General features: G+C 41.0%; 19 protein-coding genes. 1 reads left to right on the top strand and 18 read right to left on the bottom strand.

All coding sequences use genetic code 11. From position 1 onward, the window contains the following. Positions 1–118: 118 nt before the first annotated feature. The 8 genes from HMPREF9957_RS03665 to HMPREF9957_RS03630 all read right to left on the bottom strand — a co-directional run bounded on the left by HMPREF9957_RS03665 (position 119) and on the right by HMPREF9957_RS03630 (position 8602). Positions 119–1306: a CAP domain-containing protein gene (locus HMPREF9957_RS03665; RefSeq protein WP_000724611.1), complete on the bottom strand. Its 1188-nt coding sequence runs from the start codon at positions 1304–1306 to the stop codon at positions 119–121. Positions 1307–1464: 158 nt separating this feature from the next. Further along, a complete protein-coding gene (locus HMPREF9957_RS03660) occupies positions 1465–2502 on the bottom strand; it encodes an aldose epimerase family protein (RefSeq protein ID WP_000870463.1) in 1038 nt (345 codons plus the stop codon). A gap of 115 nt (positions 2503–2617) precedes the next feature. Next, positions 2618–3784, bottom strand: coding sequence for an SIS domain-containing protein (locus HMPREF9957_RS03655; RefSeq protein WP_000903532.1), 1167 nt, complete (start codon positions 3782–3784; stop codon positions 2618–2620). 408 nt (positions 3785–4192) lie between these two features. Then, positions 4193–4597 carry a PTS sugar transporter subunit IIA gene (locus HMPREF9957_RS03650; protein WP_000194482.1) on the bottom strand — a complete coding sequence of 135 codons (405 nt, stop codon included), beginning with the start codon at positions 4595–4597 and terminating at the stop codon, positions 4193–4195. 3 nt (positions 4598–4600) lie between these two features. After that, complete coding sequence (locus tag HMPREF9957_RS03645) at positions 4601–5422, bottom strand: PTS system mannose/fructose/sorbose family transporter subunit IID (protein ID WP_000185294.1); 822 nt, start codon at positions 5420–5422, stop codon at positions 4601–4603. Then, on the bottom strand, positions 5409–6314 hold the full coding sequence (locus tag HMPREF9957_RS03640) for a PTS mannose/fructose/sorbose/N-acetylgalactosamine transporter subunit IIC (protein ID WP_000617018.1): 906 nt from the start codon (positions 6312–6314) through the stop codon (positions 5409–5411). The genes HMPREF9957_RS03645 and HMPREF9957_RS03640 overlap by 14 nt, the downstream gene beginning before the upstream one ends. Before the next feature lie 27 nt (positions 6315–6341). Continuing rightward, positions 6342–6818 (bottom strand): PTS sugar transporter subunit IIB, encoded by a 477-nt coding sequence (locus tag HMPREF9957_RS03635; protein ID WP_000156973.1) that lies wholly within the window; start codon positions 6816–6818, stop codon positions 6342–6344. Beyond that, the gene (locus HMPREF9957_RS03630; RefSeq protein ID WP_000196564.1) at positions 6815–8602 is read right to left on the bottom strand and encodes a glycoside hydrolase family 35 protein; all 1788 of its coding nucleotides are present in this window, start codon (positions 8600–8602) and stop codon (positions 6815–6817) included. Before HMPREF9957_RS03630 ends, HMPREF9957_RS03635 begins: the two co-directional genes overlap by 4 nt. 347 nt (positions 8603–8949) lie before the next feature. Here HMPREF9957_RS03630 and HMPREF9957_RS03625 point away from each other — a divergent pair, with 347 nt between their 5' ends. After that, on the top strand, positions 8950–9666 hold the full coding sequence (locus HMPREF9957_RS03625; RefSeq protein ID WP_001007208.1) for a GntR family transcriptional regulator: 717 nt from the start codon (positions 8950–8952) through the stop codon (positions 9664–9666). A gap of 257 nt (positions 9667–9923) precedes the next feature. Here HMPREF9957_RS03625 and purB read toward each other — a convergent pair whose 3' ends face one another. The 10 genes from purB to purM all read right to left on the bottom strand — a co-directional run bounded on the left by purB (position 9924) and on the right by purM (position 20518). Next, positions 9924–11219, bottom strand: coding sequence for an adenylosuccinate lyase (purB, locus tag HMPREF9957_RS03620; protein ID WP_000610736.1), 1296 nt, complete (start codon positions 11217–11219; stop codon positions 9924–9926). Positions 11220–11282: 63 nt separating this feature from the next. After that, positions 11283–11510, bottom strand: coding sequence for a hypothetical protein (locus HMPREF9957_RS03615; protein WP_000615428.1), 228 nt, complete (start codon positions 11508–11510; stop codon positions 11283–11285). A 129-nt stretch (positions 11511–11639) separates the two neighbouring features. Further along, positions 11640–13535, bottom strand: a complete 1896-nt coding sequence (locus HMPREF9957_RS03610; RefSeq protein ID WP_000071658.1) for an AIPR family protein — start codon at positions 13533–13535, stop codon at positions 11640–11642. 12 nt (positions 13536–13547) lie between these two features. Further along, complete coding sequence (gene purK / locus HMPREF9957_RS03605; RefSeq protein ID WP_000097975.1) at positions 13548–14639, bottom strand: 5-(carboxyamino)imidazole ribonucleotide synthase; 1092 nt, start codon at positions 14637–14639, stop codon at positions 13548–13550. Continuing rightward, positions 14626–15117 (bottom strand): 5-(carboxyamino)imidazole ribonucleotide mutase, encoded by a 492-nt coding sequence (purE, locus tag HMPREF9957_RS03600; protein WP_000165492.1) that lies wholly within the window; start codon positions 15115–15117, stop codon positions 14626–14628. Before purE ends, purK begins: the two co-directional genes overlap by 14 nt. A gap of 185 nt (positions 15118–15302) precedes the next feature. After that, on the bottom strand, positions 15303–16565 hold the full coding sequence (gene purD / locus HMPREF9957_RS03595; RefSeq protein ID WP_000772231.1) for a phosphoribosylamine--glycine ligase: 1263 nt from the start codon (positions 16563–16565) through the stop codon (positions 15303–15305). 120 nt (positions 16566–16685) lie between these two features. After that, positions 16686–18233, bottom strand: a complete 1548-nt coding sequence (gene purH / locus HMPREF9957_RS03590) for a bifunctional phosphoribosylaminoimidazolecarboxamide formyltransferase/IMP cyclohydrolase (RefSeq protein WP_000166539.1) — start codon at positions 18231–18233, stop codon at positions 16686–16688. A gap of 1 nt (position 18234) precedes the next feature. Beyond that, positions 18235–18936 (bottom strand): hypothetical protein, encoded by a 702-nt coding sequence (locus HMPREF9957_RS03585; RefSeq protein WP_001045459.1) that lies wholly within the window; start codon positions 18934–18936, stop codon positions 18235–18237. Continuing rightward, entirely contained in the window at positions 18933–19499 is a 567-nt protein-coding gene (gene purN, locus HMPREF9957_RS03580; protein WP_000717475.1) for a phosphoribosylglycinamide formyltransferase, read from the bottom strand. Before purN ends, HMPREF9957_RS03585 begins: the two co-directional genes overlap by 4 nt. Beyond that, positions 19496–20518, bottom strand: a complete 1023-nt coding sequence (gene purM / locus HMPREF9957_RS03575; protein WP_001284584.1) for a phosphoribosylformylglycinamidine cyclo-ligase — start codon at positions 20516–20518, stop codon at positions 19496–19498. Before purM ends, purN begins: the two co-directional genes overlap by 4 nt. Positions 20519–20652: the final 134 nt, after the last annotated feature.

Raw genomic sequence — 20652 nt, 5'->3', positions numbered from 1 at the left:
TTATTTTTTAATCTAAACTTCCTACAAGAGTATATTATCTGCTGAAAGGATATGGTATTTGTAGGGAATACTTTAAAGAGTTCTTACAGGAAGTCAGTATTAACTAGTTATATTAGGTTTAGTTTACCCATTCACCATTACCATTTACACGGTAACCATCTGGTGTTGTTGTACTCACAGCCAAAGCTCCAGAACCGTAGGCATAGTACCAATGTGGTCCAACTTTAAACCAACCGGTCTTCATGATACCTGCTTCGTCAAGGTAATACCAAGTGCCATTTTCCTTGTACCAGCCTGTCTTCATAGCTCCTGAGCCGTCAAAGTAGAACCATCTGCTACCATCTGTTCCCCATCCTGTAAACATAGCACCTGAATTGCTCAAGTAATACCAGCTACCAGAAACTTTTACAAATCCAGTCTGCATGATACCTAAGTCATTTAAATAGTACCATTTACCATCTGTTTTCACCCAGCCTGTCTTCACATCACCAGACTCATAAAAATACCATTTGCCATTAGATTCCACCCAACCAGACTGATCAGACGTAGACGCTCTAAAATCTTTCAGTGGTTTTTCTACAACCGTAGCTTTAGTTTTAACTGTTGAAAGGTTTGAGGCAGTCACTTCTGTATACTGAACAGCAGAACCATATCCACCAGCCAATTCCTCTGAAGAAGCATCATCACCTAGAGTTTGAGCAATTGTAATAGCTTTGTATTGATTGTTAGGATTTTTAAAAGCTGCCATCCCCATGTGTGTAAATTTAGGGTTAATTAGCGACTCATAGTGACCAGATTTCCCATTGTCTGAACCACTATTTTTTTTCTGCACATAATCTGCTTTTTCAGAACGCCATTGTTCAATAGCTTTTAGAAAACCGTCATGATTCCATGCCAAATTTTCTCCCATTATACTATTAGAAGTTGGAAAGGCACTCCAAAGATCTTTGCTAGAAAGACGATCGTGCTTCATAGTCACAGATGCTTCTGTAGCTCTGACAAAAGCTGCCTTTTCTAGATCAGTTGACCATTTGATAGGGACATACTTATCTACCAAACCTTCATCCGCTGCTTCTTTACGAATAGCATTAATGGCATCCAAAATAGATTGTTGATGAGGAGCCACAAATTCTCCTTTGATTCCAACCAAAACATTGCCACTAGAAGGTTTTAGCACCTCTGAGGTCAATACATTACCATCAGCAGATTGCGTTGCCACCAATCTGTCATTCGCAAAAACATCATTTGTCAAAACTGCTCCTGCCAAGGTCAAAGCCAAGGCACTAGCAAATACAATTTTCTTCATTGTTTACTCCTTATATCTTTTGAATCGTATCTTGATAAATACTTTTTGACACTTAATTATATCATATTTTCCTACTATTTGTCTCTGCTTATCTATTCCTACTAATCTAATTTAGCAAAAATCGTTCCTACACCTCGAAAGTAGGCGCAATGATTCTTTTACTTCACAACAAGTTCATAACGTGTCTTACTTGTGAAGGTTTGACCGGCTTTGAGAATGACTTGGTCTTTAAGGTCACTGTGAATGGCATCTGGTAAAGCTTGCGCTTCAAGAGCAATCCCATTGTGCTGCACCATTGGCTGACCAGCCACAAGTACACTCTCATCCACAAAGTTTGCTGTGTAAACCACAAAGCAAGGAGCCTCTGTCTTGAAGAGCAGGAAGCGACCTGTTTTTTGATCATAAAGGAAACCAGCATTGTCATGGCCTGCAGGAAGGGCAAATGGATGATCCAAACCAGATACCAGCTGGATTTGCTCATCATCCTCTGCAAAGATGTCTTTCAACAAGGCACCATTGTAGATGTGTTTAACCACATCACGATTAGTATCTGGAATTTTGGCAGGAACACCGTCGGGAGCGATTGGATAAATTCCCTCTGTGTTTAGCTGGAAGACATGACGGTCAATCGTCTGCGTGAAATCACCAGACAAGTTGAAATAGCTGTGGTTGGTTGGATTGACCAGCGTATCCTGATCTGTTGTTACCTTGTAGCTGATTTCATAGGCACCAGTTTCTTCCAAGTGATAACTGATCCAAATCTTGAGATTTCCAGGAAATCCCCCCGTCCCATCTGTACGCTCTGTGTAGAGTGTCAAGCCATGATTGCTTACTTCTTCAACTTCAAACAAGCTGGAATCCCAACCAGTTGAACCACTGTGGTTACAGTTGCTAGCATTGTTGACTTCAAGTTCATAGGTCTTGCCATTTAATTCAAAACTCGCACCTGCAATACGTCCTGCTACAGGACCTACGCTCGCTCCATGCTTAGGACTATTGCCTACATAGCTATCAAAGTCATCAAATCCCAAAATAACGTTGGCAAAATTTCCAGCCTTGTCAGGCGTGACATAACGCAAGATGGTCGCACCATAAGTCATAACTTCAAGTTGGTAGCCACCGTCTGTCTCAAAGCGATAGGCCAAGACATCCTTGCCCTCAACATTTCCAAATACACGCTCTGTGTATACTTTCATTTTGTTCTCCTTTTACTATTTCTCTCAAGCAAACAAACCATAGAAAGCCTACTGACAATCTATGGTTTATCTGATGATTTACAAATACTCTTGTCAAGAATTCACAAACATTTCCTTACTTTTGATATTCGTGGATGATAACACCTTGTACCACACGGTTTACGGTACCTGTAGGAGAAGGTGTATCTGGTTTATTTTCTACCTTGAGTGAAGTCAATAGGGCAAAGAGTTGGGCATAAACGATGTAAGGGAAGACACGGTAAATATCATTCAAGACACCGCCACAACCAAGTGCCACTTCTTTGACATTTTCAAGACCAAAGGCTTGATCACTCAAAAGCACAACACGACGAGCAATCTGGTCACTAGCAACTTCACGAACCAAGTCCAAGTCGTACTTACGAGTGTAGTCTGTCGTTGTACCAAAGATCAAGACAACTGTATCTTCGTTGATCAGTGATTTTGGACCGTGACGGAAGCCGACTGGGCTTTCATACATGGTCGCCACTTGACCAGCAGTCAGTTCCAAAATCTTGAGCTGAGCTTCATGAGCAAGACCGAAGAAAGGACCAGCGCCTAGATAGATGACACGGTTAAAATCTAGGTCAACAAGCTCTTTGACATCTTCTGCATCGTCTAGAATTTTACGGGCAAGACTAGATACAACTTCAAAACGTTCAGCTTTAACAGCAAATTCTGTAGGATCAAAGAGCAAGAGAGCTGTCAACATCATAGACGTAAAGCTAGAAGTCATAGCAAAGCCAGCATCATTAGAAGCAGATGGTTGCAAGAGCAAGAGATTACGGTCATCGCCGTGGGCTTGAAGAGCCAATTTCCCATCCGCTGCGCAAGTAATCGTCACTTGGTAAAGCTCATCCACCAAGGCCTTGGCCAAATCAACAGTCGCCACACTTTCAGGCGAGTTCCCACTACGAGCAAAAGATACAAGGACAGTTGCCACATCTTTTTTCAAGTAAGTTTCTGGATTGGCAACGATATCTGTTGTCGCAATGGCATTGAAATTCCATTTGCGTTCGTCGTAGACTTCCTTAAAGTAAGGTACCAAGGTATCTCCCACATAAGCAGAAGTCCCAGCACCTGTCAAGATAACCTTGATATAGTCATGTTTATCAGCAATCCCTTGTAGGAAAGCTGCAATTTCTTCACGTTGTTCTTGATAAGATTCAAAAGCTTCTTTCCATACATCAGGCTGTTGGTAAATTTCACGTGTAGTGATTTCTGCGCCCAATTCAATCAAGTCTTCTTTTGTATAATGTAGCATTGAGTTCCTCTTTTTCTATTAAATATGGGAATGGGAGTAAGCCCCATTCCCATGTATATTCTATATAAGTTGTTCTGACGATGTTCACGTTGTCACATGAATTGAATCGAGTTCCAACTAAAATCTTTGGGAAAAAGACCGATTATCGTCGGAGCATCGCTCCATCCTCCTATCGCCTATTTTCCCTATGATTTTCACGTTATCACATCGTATACTCAATGAAAACCAAAGAGCAAACTAGGAAACTAGCCGCAGGCTACTCAAAGCACTGCTTTGAGGTTGCCGGATAAGACTGACGAAGTCAGCTCAAAACACCGTTTTGAAGTTGCAGATAGAACTGACGAAGTCAGTAACATATACCTACGGCAAGGCGACGCTAGTATGGTTTAAAGAGATTTTCGAAGAGTATTATTCATCTTCGTCATCATCGAAGCCAGCTAACAGGTCATTGACTTTCACAATGCTTTCTGCAGCACGGTTCTTATAGTCCGCATCTGCGCCTGTAAGGCTCGCATTGATAAATTCAATCACCATTGGAAGATTCATCCCTGCATAAAGTTCGATGTCACGACCCTCCATGATCAAACGACTGACCACGTTACAAGGTGTCCCACCGAGAAGATCCGCAAAGACTAGGAAATCATCCACTCCTTCAATAGCAGCTTCGAATTTTGCAGTAAAGTCTTCTGGCCCATCTTCTGGAAGAAGAGCTACTGTGTAAATATTGCCTTGTGGGCCCATAATCATTTCTGTGCTACCTTTAAGTTCTTCACAGAAACGACCATGGCTCACCAAAATTAATGATTGCGTCATAAATTATGCGCCCATTCCAAGTACAAATTTACCAAAGGCAGAAAGAGCCAAAGCAAGTACGATAATAATACCGATAGCTTTAGTAGAGTTCATACCTTTCTTACCAAGCAACCAGAAGATAAAGGCAGTAAAGATTGCTGGAAGCAAGCGTGGGAAGATTTGGTTCAAGATGTCTTGGAAGTCAATCATCTTCTCACCGATTGCCCATTTGTAAGAAATTTCAAAGTTGATCATTGTTGCTACAAGAGCACCCATCATGAAGACACCAAGTACAGATGCAGCGTCAATCAAAGCTGTCAAGGTACTTTGCATGTTGTTGATAAGGTTAACCCCTTCTTTGTAGGCAAATTCCAACTGTTTCCAACGGAAGATATCATACGCTACTGCAACTGCAATCCAAAGGAAGATACCCCAAGGTTGACCACCGATAGCCATAGTTGCTGCGATAGATCCCATGATAGCAGGTACAAGTGAACCAAAGATTGTATCTCCAAGAGGAGCGAATGGTCCCATCAAACCTGTCTTGATACCATTAACGGCATCTTTTGAACCTACACCATCTTTTTCTTCCATGGCAAGGTCAAAACCAGCGATAATGGTATGGAAGAATGGTGAAGTATTGAAGAATTGAGTATGAACTTTCATCATTTCTTTCAATTCAGGAGTTCCATCCCCATACATTTTACGCAATTGAGGCAAGATCATGTAAAGGTAACCAGAAGCTTGCATACGTTCGTAGTTCCAACCTAATTGGAAAGTAAACAAGCTACGTTTGTTGATTTGATTAAAATCTTCTTTTGTAAGTTTGTAATTAGAATTCGTCATCTTCGATTTCCCCACTTTCTGATGGTGTAGAAGGTGCTGCCACAGCTACTTTTTGGCTATTTTTGAAGTGAAGCACTGCAAGGAAGATACCTACGATAGAGATACCAATCATAGACAAACCTTTGAAGTTGTTCACGAAACCAATTTTTTCAGCAACTTCAGCAGGAAGAGTACCTACGATACCAGCAACAGCGCCACCAAGACCTGTTACATATGAGTAAAGAACAGTCAACATAGCTGTCAAACCAAATCCCATAGCAAGGTAGTGAAGGTTACGTTTAACTGGAAGGTAACGAAGCAAGATTGCAAATCCAAGACCTGGAAGCATACGTCCTGCGAGTGTCAAACCATCTGCAACCCATTGGTATTTTGTAACGAAATCTACTACGTGTTGTACAAATTCACCACCAAAAGCAAGGGCAAAGAAGACTGGAAGGGCACGAGATAGAGCCCAAGGAATCGCACCAAGTAGGTAGTTGCGTTCAATACCTTTATAGTCAAAGCGTTCGATTGCAGCATCCACACGGTGAGCAAAGAAAGTAGTTGTCATACGTCCAAGAACGTCGAAGTATGTCAAGAGAGTTGCTACTGGCACAGCGATTGTTGTAATCGCAAGTGCTGTATCAATCCCTTGTGAAACAGAGAAGGCTGTCGCAAGAACCGCACCAGAAGTTGCGTCGATACGAGAAGCACCACCGAAGGTACCAACCCCAAGAACGAATAGCTGCAAGTTACCACCGATAAGCAAACCAGTAGTCACATCTCCCATGATTAAACCAGTAATGAAACCAGCAAATACAGGGGAACCTGCAGATGAAACGATCGTCAACTCATCACAGATTTGATAAGCTGAGTACAAAGTGAGAAGTAAAATTTGCCACCATTGTATCATAACAATGACCTCCTAAAAAATTTTTTCCTATTTTAATAAGCTCAAAAAGTCTGAAATTGGATCATTTGGAACCATTTGAGCAGTAAGTTTAACACCTTTTTCTGCCAGTTTGTGGAAATCTTCCACATCCTTGTCTACTACGTTGATAGAACGTGTGATGGAACGAGTTTCTGGTGTTTGAGACATATTCCCAACATTAAGGGTTTCAAGTGGTACACCTGCTTCAACCAAACCAAGGAAGCGGTCTGGTTTACGAGCCACGATAAAGAGACGTTGGCTATCGTATTTTCCAGCAAGAATATTGGCTGCCGCTTTTTCAATTGGCAAAATACTCAATTTTACACCTGGTGGTGTCGCAAGTTTCAAACCACTCTTTTCAACGTCGTTGTTGACAACTTCGTCATCTACAACCATAATACGTGAAACATTTAGTTTTCCAGCCCAAAGATTGGCTACTTGTCCGTGGATCAAACGTCCATCGATACGGCATCCTACAATTGTCATAAGTTTTCCCCCTTTATGTGTTTTAGTGTAGGTTTACGAGTTAAATGAATCTCTTCTTTATATTGGCCCTCTGTTTCAAAGATGATGATGCGGTTGGCACCTTCCTTGAGATAGCTATGAGGGATATAAAGCGAGAGGGTTGGGCCGACGTTCCAAAAACGTCCTAGATTCTGCCCATTGACAAAGGCAACTCCCTTACCAAACTCAGACAAGTCTAGGTAAGTATCTTTTGGCTCTTGGACTGTAAAGTCATAAGCGTAAAAGGCTGGTTGTCCTTCTGTCCATCCTTTTGAAAAATCAATTTTCTCAGGATTGTCTAGTGGGAGTGGATAGTGTTTCCAGTTTAGTAAGAAGTGCAAATCCTTACAAACCCCTGTCCGAATTCCCTTACGTTGCGTATCCGCTAAGAACTTATGCCCATAGTTGACACGCCCCATATTTTCTATCAATATGTCAATCCTAGATAACGCTTTCTTTTCGCCTTGATAGAAAATATCTTCCCCAATCTCTGTCTGATATTGGGTTTTAACCCACTGACCATCGACATAAAGCTGAGCCCTATCTCGACCGTCAATGATACGAAGTCTTTCTTCTTCTGCATCCCAGTTTGTTTCGGTTCGATAGAGTAGATAGCCATAGCTTTGTCCCAACTCCTCCATCTTTTTAGGATAGAGGCTTTCTACTGGACTTGACAAGCTATCCAGAGTTTCAAACAAGGAAACTTTTTCAACTAGTGGAATAGCATCCAACTCCATACTCTCTTTGTAGAGTGGTTCCAGCTGCGGATACTCTGGAAAATGTGTTGCCATCATCTTCTTGACTGCCAGATATTTGGCAGTTGGATTTCCTTCTTCATCCAGAAGGGCATCGTAATCATAAGATGTAACTTGTGGCAAATCCAAGGTTCCTCGAGCCGAGCAACCATTCATGAAGCCAAAGTTTGTACCACCGTGGAACATGTAAAGATTGATGGAGCCTTGTTCCAAAACCTCTCGAACTGCATCTGCCAATTCCTTAGGATCCCGTGTGATAATCGGTTCTTTCCAACGATTGAACCAGCCATCCCAGAACTCCATACACATGAGCGGCCATTTCTTGCCATGTTCATCAAAGAATTCCTGCATCTGTGAAAAGTTGTACGGAGCTTTAGAACCAAAGTTGCCTGTTACAAAGAGGTCATCTTCGATTAAGGTTCCAGCTTTCAGAGTAGCTCTCCATGGACCATCTGATGTAAAGAGAGGACAGGTTACGCCACGCTCTTCCATCAACTGTCGAATTGCTCTCAGATAAGCCTTATCTTCTCCATAAGAACCATACTCATTTTCAACCTGCATCATGAGGATATTGCCACCATTGTCCAACAGATGTGGAACCAATCGTGGAAAGAGCTGATCATAGTAGCGACCGACAGCCTCAATATAGGCTGGATCTGATGAACGAATCCTCATATCCTTGGTTAAGAGCCAGGCTGGTAAACCACCGAATTCCCACTCCGCACAGATAAAGGGAGAGGGCCGTACAATAGCGTAGAGACCCAAGTCTTGCGCTGTCTGTAGAAATCGCTCCAAATCCAGAGCTCCTTCAAAATGAAACTCACCCTCACGAGGCTCGTGTAAATTCCAAGCCACATAAGTCTCTACCGTATTAAAACCAAGAGCCTTCAAGTTATAGAGCGAATGATACCAATCCTCTGGAGGAACCCTAAAATAATGAATGGCGCCAGATAAAATCTTAAATGATTTTCCATCGAGATAAAAATCATCTCGTATCTCAAATCGTGTCATAAAACTACCTTCTGACTGCGAAAGTTTACGCTTTCATTTGTTGTTATAGTAATTATAAACCAATCTGTTTGAATTGTCAATAGAAATTGTCGGAATATTTACTGTAATTTTACTATTATACACACGTTCAATTAGTTTCAAACATTTTTAGACCCATTTCAAACGCTCTTTAAATTCGGAATAGAGAACCTAAAATAATTTTGTATAAAATACATTTATAAAATACGAGCAATGCTTATGTAGCTTAATTTTTCAAACTATTATTCTAATTTTTTATTCAAAAGACTACTATTTTTTTCGCTTTTATGGTAAAATTTTCTATGGAGAAGGAAAATAGAGGTAAAAATATGGCAATTCCCAAATATCAATACATAAAAGACGAATTAAAAAATAAAATCATCTCTGGGCAATTTAGCAGCGGAGATAAATTTTACACTGAAGCAGAGCTCATTTCAATGTACGACGTCAGTTCTATCACAGTTGTCCGCGCCTTAAACGACCTTGCCAAAGATGGCTATATTGTCCGCCAACAAGGAAAGGGTACATTCGTTTCACGCGCACGCAAACACAAACTCGTAGAGTTTTCAGATGTAGAAGTTTTTGAAACTAAAGATGATAAAGTGACCGTCCTTTCTATTGAACGCGGAAATAAATTAAACTACTTAGAAAAACTTGGACTACGCGGTGACCAGTTCTACTACAAGATTGAACGTATACGCGCAACGAATGGTGTCGTATACATCTACCACACATCTTACATTCCAGAACAATACATCAACGCAAATTATCCAAATCTTGAATATTATAGCTCTATCTATAACCGTTTCAAATTGGATTACCACATTCATATGAATGATGAACATTTTGAAGAAATCAATGAAATAACATTTCCAACTCCAGAACACGCGGCTTCGGTCCTCGGAGTCGATGAGCAATTCCCAACCGTTTTACAAACCAAGACTACTAAGTTAGAGTCCACTGGCCAAGTTCTCGCATACAGCGAAACTTATAAACGAGCGGATTACTACAAGATTAAATTCATCTCATGTGACCGTGATCACTAAGAAGAAAGCCTGAGTCTAATCGCTTGGGCTTTTTCTATGCTTATCATATAACATAGTAGATTGAAATAGAATATAGACAAATCGATTAGGAAATTTAAATCAATTTCTAGTAATATTTTAGAAGTCACAGTATACTATTCTATATTCAACATATTATAAATATTGGTTATTTTTTTCAAAAGCACTTTAATAAAAAAGAAAAATCGAAGTTCTGCTACTCCAGTAAATAGAGTAATAGAACTTCGATTTTATTTTAATTATCCTAAACCAAGACGTTCAAAGATATCATCCACTCGTTTGGTGTAGTAAAGAGGGTTGAAGATTTCGTCGATTTCTTCTTGTGTGAGACGTGATGTTACTTCTGGATCTGCTTCCAACAGTGGTTTAAAGTCCACTTGGTTGTCCCAAGAGTAGGCTGTTTTTGGTTGCACCAAGTCATAGGCTTGCTCACGGGTCATCCCTTTTTCAATCAAGGTCAACATAGCGCGTTGGCTGAAAATCAAGCCAAATGTCGAGTTCATGTTGCGAATCATGTTTTCTGGGAAGACTGTCAAGTTCTTGACAATATTTCCAAAACGGTTGAGCATGTAGTCAATCAAAATGGTCGTATCTGGTGTGATGATACGCTCAGCTGATGAGTGAGAGATGTCACGTTCGTGCCAGAGAGCCACATTTTCATAAGCCGTAATCATGTGCCCACGGATAACACGCGCCAGACCTGTCATATTTTCAGAACCGATAGGGTTGCGTTTGTGAGGCATAGCAGATGAACCTTTTTGACCTTTGGCAAAGAATTCTTCTACTTCGCGTTGTTCAGATTTTTGCAAACCACGAATCTCCGTTGCCATACGCTCGATAGAAGTCGCGATGCTGGCAAGAACCGCAAAGTACTCAGCGTGAAGGTCACGAGGAAGGACTTGTGTTGAGATTTCTTGGGCACGGATACCAAGTTTATCGCAGACGTATTGCTCAACGAATGGTGGGATGTTGGCAAAGTTTCCAACCGCACCAGAAATCTTACCAGCTTCCACACCAGCAGCCGCATGCTCGAAACGCTCGATGTTGCGCTTCATTTCGCTGTACCAAGTCGCCAATTTCAGACCAAAGGTTGTAGGCTCAGCATGCACCCCGTGGGTACGACCCATCATGATGGTGAACTTGTGCTCCTTAGCCTTATCAGCGATGATGTTGGTGAAATTTTCAAGGTCACGACGGATGATGTCGTTGGCCTGCTTGTAAAGGTAACCGTAGGCAGTATCCACCACGTCAGTAGAAGTCAAGCCGTAGTGGACCCACTTGCGCTCTTCGCCAAGAGTCTCAGAAACTGCACGTGTAAAGGCAACCACATCGTGACGCGTTTCCTGCTCGATTTCAAGAATACGGTCGATGTCAAAGTCCGCCTTCTTACGGATCAAAGCCACATCTTCCTTAGGGATTTCCCCTAACTCAGCCCATGCCTCATCAGCCAAGATTTCCACCTCAAGCCAAGCACGGTATTTATTTTCTTCACTCCAAATGTTCGCCATCTCAGGGCGAGAGTAACGGTTGATCATGTTGTTAATTTTTCCTTTCTTCTTAAGCTGTTGGGAATAAGCTATCTAGGTAAACCAGGATTTCTACTCAAACTCCTCTTTTCCAATAAACACAGACGGGTAATGATCTAGTGTATTCAAATCCGTATCCAGCGGTACATCATAGATAGCTAAATAATTTTCGGGGTATTGTGTAGCTAGTTCTGCATATTTCGCTTGGACCTTATTCTGGTCAGCACTAGCAAACAAGACTTCAACAACTGCTCCAGTCTTCTCTTTTTCGATAAATGCGTTGACAATGAGTTGAATCATAGTAATGGCAAAGTCCGTAGCCTGTATTCAGTTTAGAGGATACGAGGCCTTTGTTCCTTTCTTTTTGTTTATTTTATTCTATCAAAGATTGGACGTTTGGGTTCAAACTAGTAGAACTTGGTGTCCTTGCTAGTTTCTATCTTCATTTCTAATTATTTCAATCGCTTTATACACAGTATAGGCAGAACATCTAACCTTTTTAGCTATCTCTATATTCATTCCCGAATACGTTTGTTCGATAGAATTATACTCTTTCTTAATTTTTTTGAATATTTTATTTGGAATATCATTCAACAAAAAGACATCTTTCTTTTGAGTAAATGCTCCAACTCCATTTACATCATATTTAGTTGCAAAATAAATCAAAAATTTATCAACAGTCGATCTACTTCTCAAATTCCAAATATTGTAACTATTTTCTCTCAAAAACTCTTCTAAAGTCTCAGATATACATTCAAAATCTAATTTAGATAAATTATCTAAGTCAAAATTTGATATTTCCCCATGCCCAAATCCAAATTTACCTAAATATAGCGCAAATGCCAATACAGAAAATATTGGAGTTAAAATCTCAATATTTTTTCTTGAATAGCGAATTAGACTCTTATCGTTCAAATAATCTTGTGCATCTTGATAAATTTTTATTATTCTTGGCCATAAATTTATGCTTATACCATTATTATAAAACCTGAAGTAATTATCAGCTAAAGTTGATTCATCTAATTTATATGCTCTATGCGGAAGCTTTAAAACAAGACAACAATATGCTTTTGCTAATATTAGAGGAGTAACTGTTTTTTCATCATCATATTCATCGACAAGTTGATTTGACTTTCTATTATATTTAATTTGATAGATAGATAAAATCTCCTCAATATCTTTTTGTACAGTATCATTTGAATGAATTAATGAATATAAAGATATTGCCGTTTGGTTATTTGTAGACTTCGTTATTTTCTCTTTAACATTCTCATTATTAGTTTTTATGATTTTAACTATAACACTTCTACGCTCACTTTTTATATTATCTAAACCATTTTCAGTTACATATCTATGTATATTGTAAGAAGTCTGAAGACCATTGACAATCTGTACATCCTTTAAAATCAGTAATTTATTTGTCTTATTTCGAACATCCGAAACAATAATTGTTATTCCATTATTCAATAACCAGAAGTCAATACCTTGACTATTATCGTTTAATGATTCTAGAATATCTTGGTTTGTTTTATTATTTCCTAAAAAATTCCTAACATTTCTGTCAAAAAAATACTGTTTTAGTTTTCCTTCTGAATCTGTTATAAAATCATAAAAATCTTTTATATTTACCGTCGTAACAAAGTGTTCATCTTCTTGAAAGGATGAACTTATTGTAAGATCTGAAGCGTCATTAACTTTCGTTGTACATATACGGAGTAATTCATCTGCACCCAAAAATTTAAATTCACATTTTTCAATTACACTTAATAATTTTTCTGTTTGAGATTTTATCTTTTGAGATTTTTTTAATATATTGTGGTTCTCAGATAATACTTCATTAGTATCGCCTCTACTAAAATAATAATAATACACGTCCAGTTTACAATCCATGATTAAACTTCTAAAAACACGATGGAATATTTCTCTTTGTTTTATTAATTTATTATTAAATTTACTTGTTAAGTTATTTGGTTCAATAGATAAATCAAATAATTCAGAAATGCTAGAATCAATACTCTCAAGAGGATGCAGTATAAATGTATCACTGTATTTTGAGGTAAAGATATGAACCTCTATCTTAGCATAGTTTTTTACTAAATTTTGAAGATCTTCTTGAATTAAAATTCCATTTACAAAAGTGTAGAAAGCATCTATTCCACCATCATCACTACCATCTACGATACCTGACTTAATTTCACTTTCCGATAATCCGTAATGCTTCAGGATTTCTGATAACATTAAAAATTCAAATTGATCAGCATCAGAACCATTTTTAACATTTTGTTTAGACAAATACTCATCTAAAAGTATCAAACTATTACTCATTTACTTTTCCTCCTAAAAATCAATCCCTTTCCCAAACTCAACCACATTGTCTGGTTCATCACTAAACAAAGTCACATGCCCCATCTTGCGGTTGTGCTTCGCTTCTATTTTACCATACATGTGGAGGTAGGCGCTTGGATTTTCTGTGACATATTTTTCAGCAGCCTCGACGTGTTGCCCGAGAACATTGAGCATAACAGCAGGCGCATGTAGTTTGATGGCTGGTAAGGGTGCTCCGAGAACGCCTAAGATATGGGTATCAAACTGAGAAAAGTCACAAGCTTCGATTGAGTAGTGGCCTGAGTTGTGTGGTCGTGGAGCAATCTCATTGACGATGATATCATCAGCTGTCGCAAACATTTCTACGCAGAGAGTTCCAGAGAGACTCAGCTGTTCTGCGATTCGCACTGCCATGGCTTTGGCTTTATCAGCTAGACTTTCTGAAATGCGAGCTGGGACGATAGTCTTTGAAAGAATGTTGTTTCGGTGCATATTTTCCTGAACTGGGAAGACTGTCACATCCTTGCCATTTCCTGATAAGATGACAGAAATTTCAAGGTCAAAATTGACAAATTCTTCCAAAACACAGTCAGCTGAATCTACTAGTTCATAGGCTTCTTCCAAATCTTCTGCTGAGCGAATGACCTTTTGACCATGTCCATCGTAGCCACCAGTCGCAGTCTTGAGGACATAGTTTTTGGACAAGTCAATCTCCGCCAAATCTTGGCTTGAAGTCACAACCTTGTAAGGTGCCACTGTTACTTGAGCCTTATTTGACAAAAAATCCTTTTCAAAGATGCGATTTTGCGAAATACGGAGCAGGTCAGTACCTTGAGGAAGTTGTCCATCCTTGATGACAGCATCCAGACCATCAGCATCGACATTTTCAAACTCATAGGTGAGGACATCGCAACGCTTAGCCAACTGACGCAGAGCATCCACGTCATTATAAGGAGCAACGATGATCTCCGCCACGCGAGAGGCCGGGCAATCCGCCGCAGGATCCAGCGCGATAACCTTGTGCCCCATGTAGATAGCAGAAATGGCCATCATCTGACCCAGCTGGCCGCCACCTATAATTCCGATTGTTTTAGGTGAGCTCATTTGTAGACTCCTCTGCGATTTTTCCTTGCTCTTCTGCAAAATCTGCCAATGCTGTCGCGATAGCCCGATCCTCTACTGAGAGGAGACGGAGAGCGAAGAGGGCAGCGTTAGTCGCACCTGCTTCACCAATAGCCATAGTTGCGACTGGCACACCACCTGGCATCTGCACAATGGAATAGAGTGAATCCACGCCACTAAGGGCACGAGATTTGACTGGCACCCCAATGACAGGAAGGGTTGTTTTGGCAGCTACCATTCCTGGCAAATGGGCTGCGCCTCCAGCACCTGCGATGATAACCTTGATGCCACGACTACGAGCTTCTTCGGCATGTTGGAACATGAGGTCTGGTGTACGGTGGGCAGAAACAACTTTCTTTTCGTAGGCTACACCGAAGCTGTCTAGGACTTCTGCTGTTTTTTGCATGGTTGCCCAGTCTGATTTTGAGCCCATGATGATGGAAATAATTGGTTTAGTCATAATTTTTCCTTTTTTCTTCTTTTTTGATAATGGTCTTAGGTGGTGGGGACGGAAGCAAACCTTCGGTTTCATTCCTAAAATTTGAGCCTAAGGTCTCAAATTTTCCCTAGACCAGAACAGAAATTGTTCTGGTCTTTTCACCACGGCGACCATTATCGTACTTGGTGACTTCGTCGCTTTTTTCTTTATCGAATAGCCTTGCTTCCGATATCTGTTCGGTAAAAGAGGCCTTCTGTTTTTTGTTGGGCGAGTTCTTGATAGATGGTACTTTGAGCTTCTTTGACGGTTTCTGCTGTGGTGACGAGCATATAAACTCGTCCGCCATTTGAGAGCAGTGCTCTGCTATTTTCCGCAAACTTAGCTCCTGCATAGTAGGTGATAATGTCGCCATCGGTTTTGGCTGGCAACTTGACACCTTTTTCATAGTCTAGCGGGTAGCCGTTTGATGCGACAACCACACCCAGAGTCACACCCTTATCCGTCCAGGTGATGTTTGGCTCCTTGCTATCCAGAATATCTGTAATATTTTGTGCAAAGTCAGATGTCAAACGAGGCAAGATAATCTGTGTTTCAGGATCTCCAAAGCGAGCATTGAACTCGATGACTTTAGGACCTTCTGCTGTCAGGATAAGCCCTGCATAGAGGATGCCAAGATACGGACGGCCTTCTTTGATCATCCCTTCAAGGACTGGCTTGACAATAGTCTCAACCGCTGTATCAACTACACGCTGTGGTAAGTGTGGAACTGGCGCATAGGCACCCATACCGCCCGTGTTAGGGCCCTTGTCGCCATCATAGGCACGTTTGTGATCCTGAGCCGTTGGCATAACGTAGAACTTGTCCCCATTGACAAAGGCAAAGAGAGAGAATTCTTCTCCGTCGAGGAATTCCTCGATGACCACACGCGCTCCTGAGTCACCAAATTTATTGTCCAAAAGCATCTCATGAGCGGCTTCGACCGCTTGCTCAACCGTCTCAGCAACGACGACACCCTTCCCAAGCGCCAAGCCATCTGCCTTAACTACGATAGGCGCACCCTGCTTTTCGATATAGGCTTTTGCTTCCTCAAAGTCTGAGAATGTGCCATAGGTTGCTGTCGGAACGCCATATTTGACCATGATTTCCTTAGCAAAATCCTTGGACCACTCCAACTCTGCCGCCAATCTTGTCGGACCAAAGGCTTTGAGACCAGCTTGGTTAAAATTATCCACGATACCAGCTGCAAGGGCGTCATCTGGCCCTATAAAGGTCCAAGCAATATCGTTGGCTTTTGCAAACTCAATCAATTTAAAATGTTCGGAAATAGAGATATTTACCAATTCCAAACTATCAAGAGTCATCCCATCATTCCCAGGAGCTACAAATACTTTTTCAACGTCTTTTGACTCAAGCAACTTCTTAGCAATCGCATGTTCACGACCACCCGAACCGACAACTAACAGCTTCATTCCTCAACCTCTTTTGCGAATTATTTACTAATATTATATCACAAACGTTCGCTTTAATCTTGTTTCACTTAGTATTTTAAGCTAAAAAAGGAAAGAAACTGTTTTCTTCCCTTTACCTTCTTAATGTCTAAAATGTCTCACGCCTGTGAAGACCATGGTCAGACCATATTTGTCAGCAGCTTCGATGGATTCCTGATCACGGACGGACCCACCTGGCTGGATGATAGCCTTGATACCTGCTTTGGCGATTTCCTCCACGTTATCCGCAAATGGGAAGAAGGCATCCGATGCAAGAACAGCACCATCAAGACGATCTTTAGCTTGTTCAATCGCAATACGAACAGAAGCCACACGGTTGGTTTGACCTGGGCCAACGCCAAGTGTCATGTGGTCATTGGTCACGATGATACCGTTTGATTTGACGTACTTGATAGCTTTCCAAGCAAACTCAAGAGCAGTCGCTTCTGTCTCAGTTGGCTGGCGTTTGGTCACCACTTGCCAGTCAGCTGGGCTTTCTTTGACCACGTCTTGATTTTGCACAAGAAGTCCACCCACAACACCTGTGTATTCTGCTTCTGCTTCACTGGCATCTTGTGCGTCAAATGGCAAGGCAAGGATACGCAAGTTTTTCTTTTTATTAGTCAAAATAGCTAGCGCTTCATCCGTATAGCTTGGTGCGATGATGATTTCAAGGAATACACCATGCATCTTTTCAGCTGTCGCAGCATCCACCTCACGGTTGAGAACGACAATTCCACCAAAGATAGACACTGGGTCAGACTCATAAGCGTAGTCCCAAGCAGTCTCGATGTCATCAGCCTGACCGATTCCACATGGGTTCATGTGTTTGAGAGCAACAACGGTTGGACGGTCTTTGAAGTCACGGATAATACGAATGGCCGCATCAGCGTCACGGATATTATTGAATGACAGTTCCTTACCGTTAAGCTGTTTCGCTGATGCAATAGAATAATCTGTCGGCAAAGCTTTCTGGTAAAAGTCTGCATCTTGTTGAGGGTTTTCACCGTAACGCATAGCTTGTTTGAGGTCATAGGTCAAAGTCAACTTTTCAGGTTTGCTTTCCCCCACTTGAACTGTGAAATACTCTGCAATCAAGGCATCATAAGCCGCTGTGTGACGGAAAACCTTGGCTGCCAAACGTTGACGCGTTTCGTAAGTCGTTTCACCATTGGCTGACAACTCGTCCAAAACCACTGTATAGTCAGCAGGGTCTACCACAACCGTCACGCTGGCATGATTCTTCGCTGCCGAGCGAAGCATAGATGGCCCACCGATATCGATGTTCTCAACCGCATCAGCGTACCTCACGTCTGGTTTGAGGATCGTTTCCTTGAAAGGATAAAGGTTGACCACTACAAGGTCGATAAGCTCAATTTGGTTCTCCTTGGCCGCTTCCAAGTGGCTATCCAAATCACGACGGGCGAGGAGCCCACCGTGGATATTTGGATGAAGGGTCTTAACACGGCCATCCATCATCTCTGGGAAGCCCGTCACATCATCGATCGCAATAGTCTCCACCCCAGCATTGTCAAGGGCAACCTTTGTCCCACCTGTCGAGATAATATCCCAACCAAGTTTTTTGAGTTCTTGGGCAAATTCAACAATGCCCGCTTTATCTGAGACGCTGATTAAGGCGCGTTTAGTCATGTTAGTTATCTTCCTTTTCTAATATCATATACTTCACTTCGTATAAAATATCTGTTAAATACACTTCTTTTGAAGCCTTTCCAAATACAGGATATTTAATAATTTTTTTAATCCCACTATCTATAAGTTTGATTAAAATTACCATTATAGCTACAATAATAATTATATTTCCAAACGTTTCTCCAGAAATGTTTGTTTTATCTTCAACGAATAATCTATTTAAAGCCAGAGTAATAGTTGCTGTTACCAAAACTTTCCCAATAGTACCTATAGCTTTAACTATATTTTCATATTTTTGTAGCTGACTATTTCTTTTCTCGCTTAAATCATTAACCAACATATCAGCGACTTCTTTAGCATTATCTCCGTAAAGATATTTCAATCTATACTTGACTTTATCACATAATTTGGTAAATTTACTAGGCACCCCAACTGAAACTTCATCAAATTTTATAGTATAAAATAAAACTAATACTGTAAAAATTATGGTAAGAAAAATAAGAATATTCCTCAAACAAACAAATTTAGGGAAAAATTGGAATACAATTGCAGCTCCTATGATAAACAGTATCCATAAGATAAAGTATATCATCAACCTTTGTCTCTCTTTCCGTATTTCAGGATAAAATTGTTTTTCATATTCATTAAAGGATGCTTCAAATTCTTTTATATTTTTCAACAAATCATCAACTACTTTATTCATAAAATTCTCTTATTTATCCTTTCCACTCCCAAACTATCCAGCACCTCTGGATAGAGCTGATACTCCGCTTCATGAATACGTTCTTCAAAGCTGGCTATGGTATCATCAGCTAACCGTGGCACACGGACTTGTTTGATGATCTTACCAGTATCCACACCAGAATCTACCCAGTGAATGGTCACACCAGACTGATCCACGCCAGCATTCCAAGCGTCCTCAATCCCATGAGCTCCTGGAAATTCTGGCAAATAGGCTGGATGAATGTTGATAATCCTGCCTTCATAAGTTGCCAGTAAGGTAGGCCCAACAATTTTCATGTAGCCTGCTAGACAAACCAAGTCAATCTGGTGCTCTTCTAATAGCTCAACAAGTGCTGCTTCGTAGTCTGCCTTGCTCTCAAACTCCTTGAGTTCAAAAGCATAGGACAGAACGCCGAGTTTGTCTGCACGTTCGAGCACATAGGCTTCATGATGGTCTGAAAAGACAAATTCCACTGGAAATTCTTCGGCAATCACCTGAAAATTTGAGCCATTACCAGAGGCAAAAACCGCTATTTTTTTCATTTGATGATGACACTTTCGTTTTCTTTTTTGACAATGCGACCAATTTCATATACTGGTTCATCCAACAATTCCTTGACACGACTTACATTTTCAGGGCTAACTGCTAGCACAAGTCCCACACCCATATTGAAGATTTCAAACATTTCTTCATGTTTGATCTGACCGTATTTTTCAAGGGCTTTGAAAATTGGAAGCACTGGAACCTTGTCTTCTTCAATCTCAGCAGCCAAGTCAGCTGCAAACATACGAGGGACATTCTCAATAAAGCCACCACCAGTGATGTGGGCAATGCCGTTGACCAACCCTTCCTTGATGAGTGGTAAGACAGCCTTGACATAGATACGAGTCGGCTCAAGAAGAACTTCCTTGAGTTTCTTGCCTTCCAATTCTGGCAAGATTTCCTCACCTGTGTAATCCGCAAAGACACGACGGACGAGAGAGTAACCATTGGAATGAATCCCACTTGAAGCAAGTCCGAGAAGAACATCTCCCTCTGCCACTTTTGAACCGTCAATGATTTGAGATTTTTCAGCCACACCGACCGCAAAACCAGCCAAATCATAGTCATCTTCGCCGTACATGCCAGGCATTTCAGCCGTTTCCCCACCAATGAGGGCAGCGCCTGCCTGCACACAACCTTCTGCCACACCAGCGACAACTTGTTCTAGCTTAGCTGGTTCATTCTTCCCTGTCGCTACGTAGTCAAGGAAATAGAGGGGCTCCGCACCTGCAGCAATGATATCATTGACACACATGGCCACACAGTCCTGACCGATGGTATCGTGCTTGTCGTACTTGATAGCCAGCATGAGTTTGGTTCCGACACCGTCAGTTCCTGAAATCAAGACAGGTTCTTTAACCCCAGTCTTTGAAAGGTCAAACATACCACCAAAGCCACCCAGAGCTCCCATGACACCTGCACGCTCCGTACGAGCCACGTGCTTTTTGATTCGTTCAACAACTTCATAACCCGCTTCAACATCCACACCAGATTGAGCGTACGCATTTTTATTTGCCATTTTATTTTTCCTTTTCTTTTTTTGGGAAAGACTGCGACGTATTTTTAGGTAAACAATTATTTTATCTAAAAATACTAGTCAGGTCTCTAGCTTTGGTCCTATAGGAGAAAGCGTCTACTGACAAATGCTTTAGC

The organism is Streptococcus mitis SK1080, from assembly GCF_000220085.1.
In the GTDB taxonomy this organism is placed as follows: Bacteria; Bacillota; Bacilli; order Lactobacillales; family Streptococcaceae; genus Streptococcus; species Streptococcus mitis_K.
The sequence above is the reverse complement of the archived record's forward strand: the minus strand, read 5'-3'. Positions and strand labels throughout refer to the sequence as shown.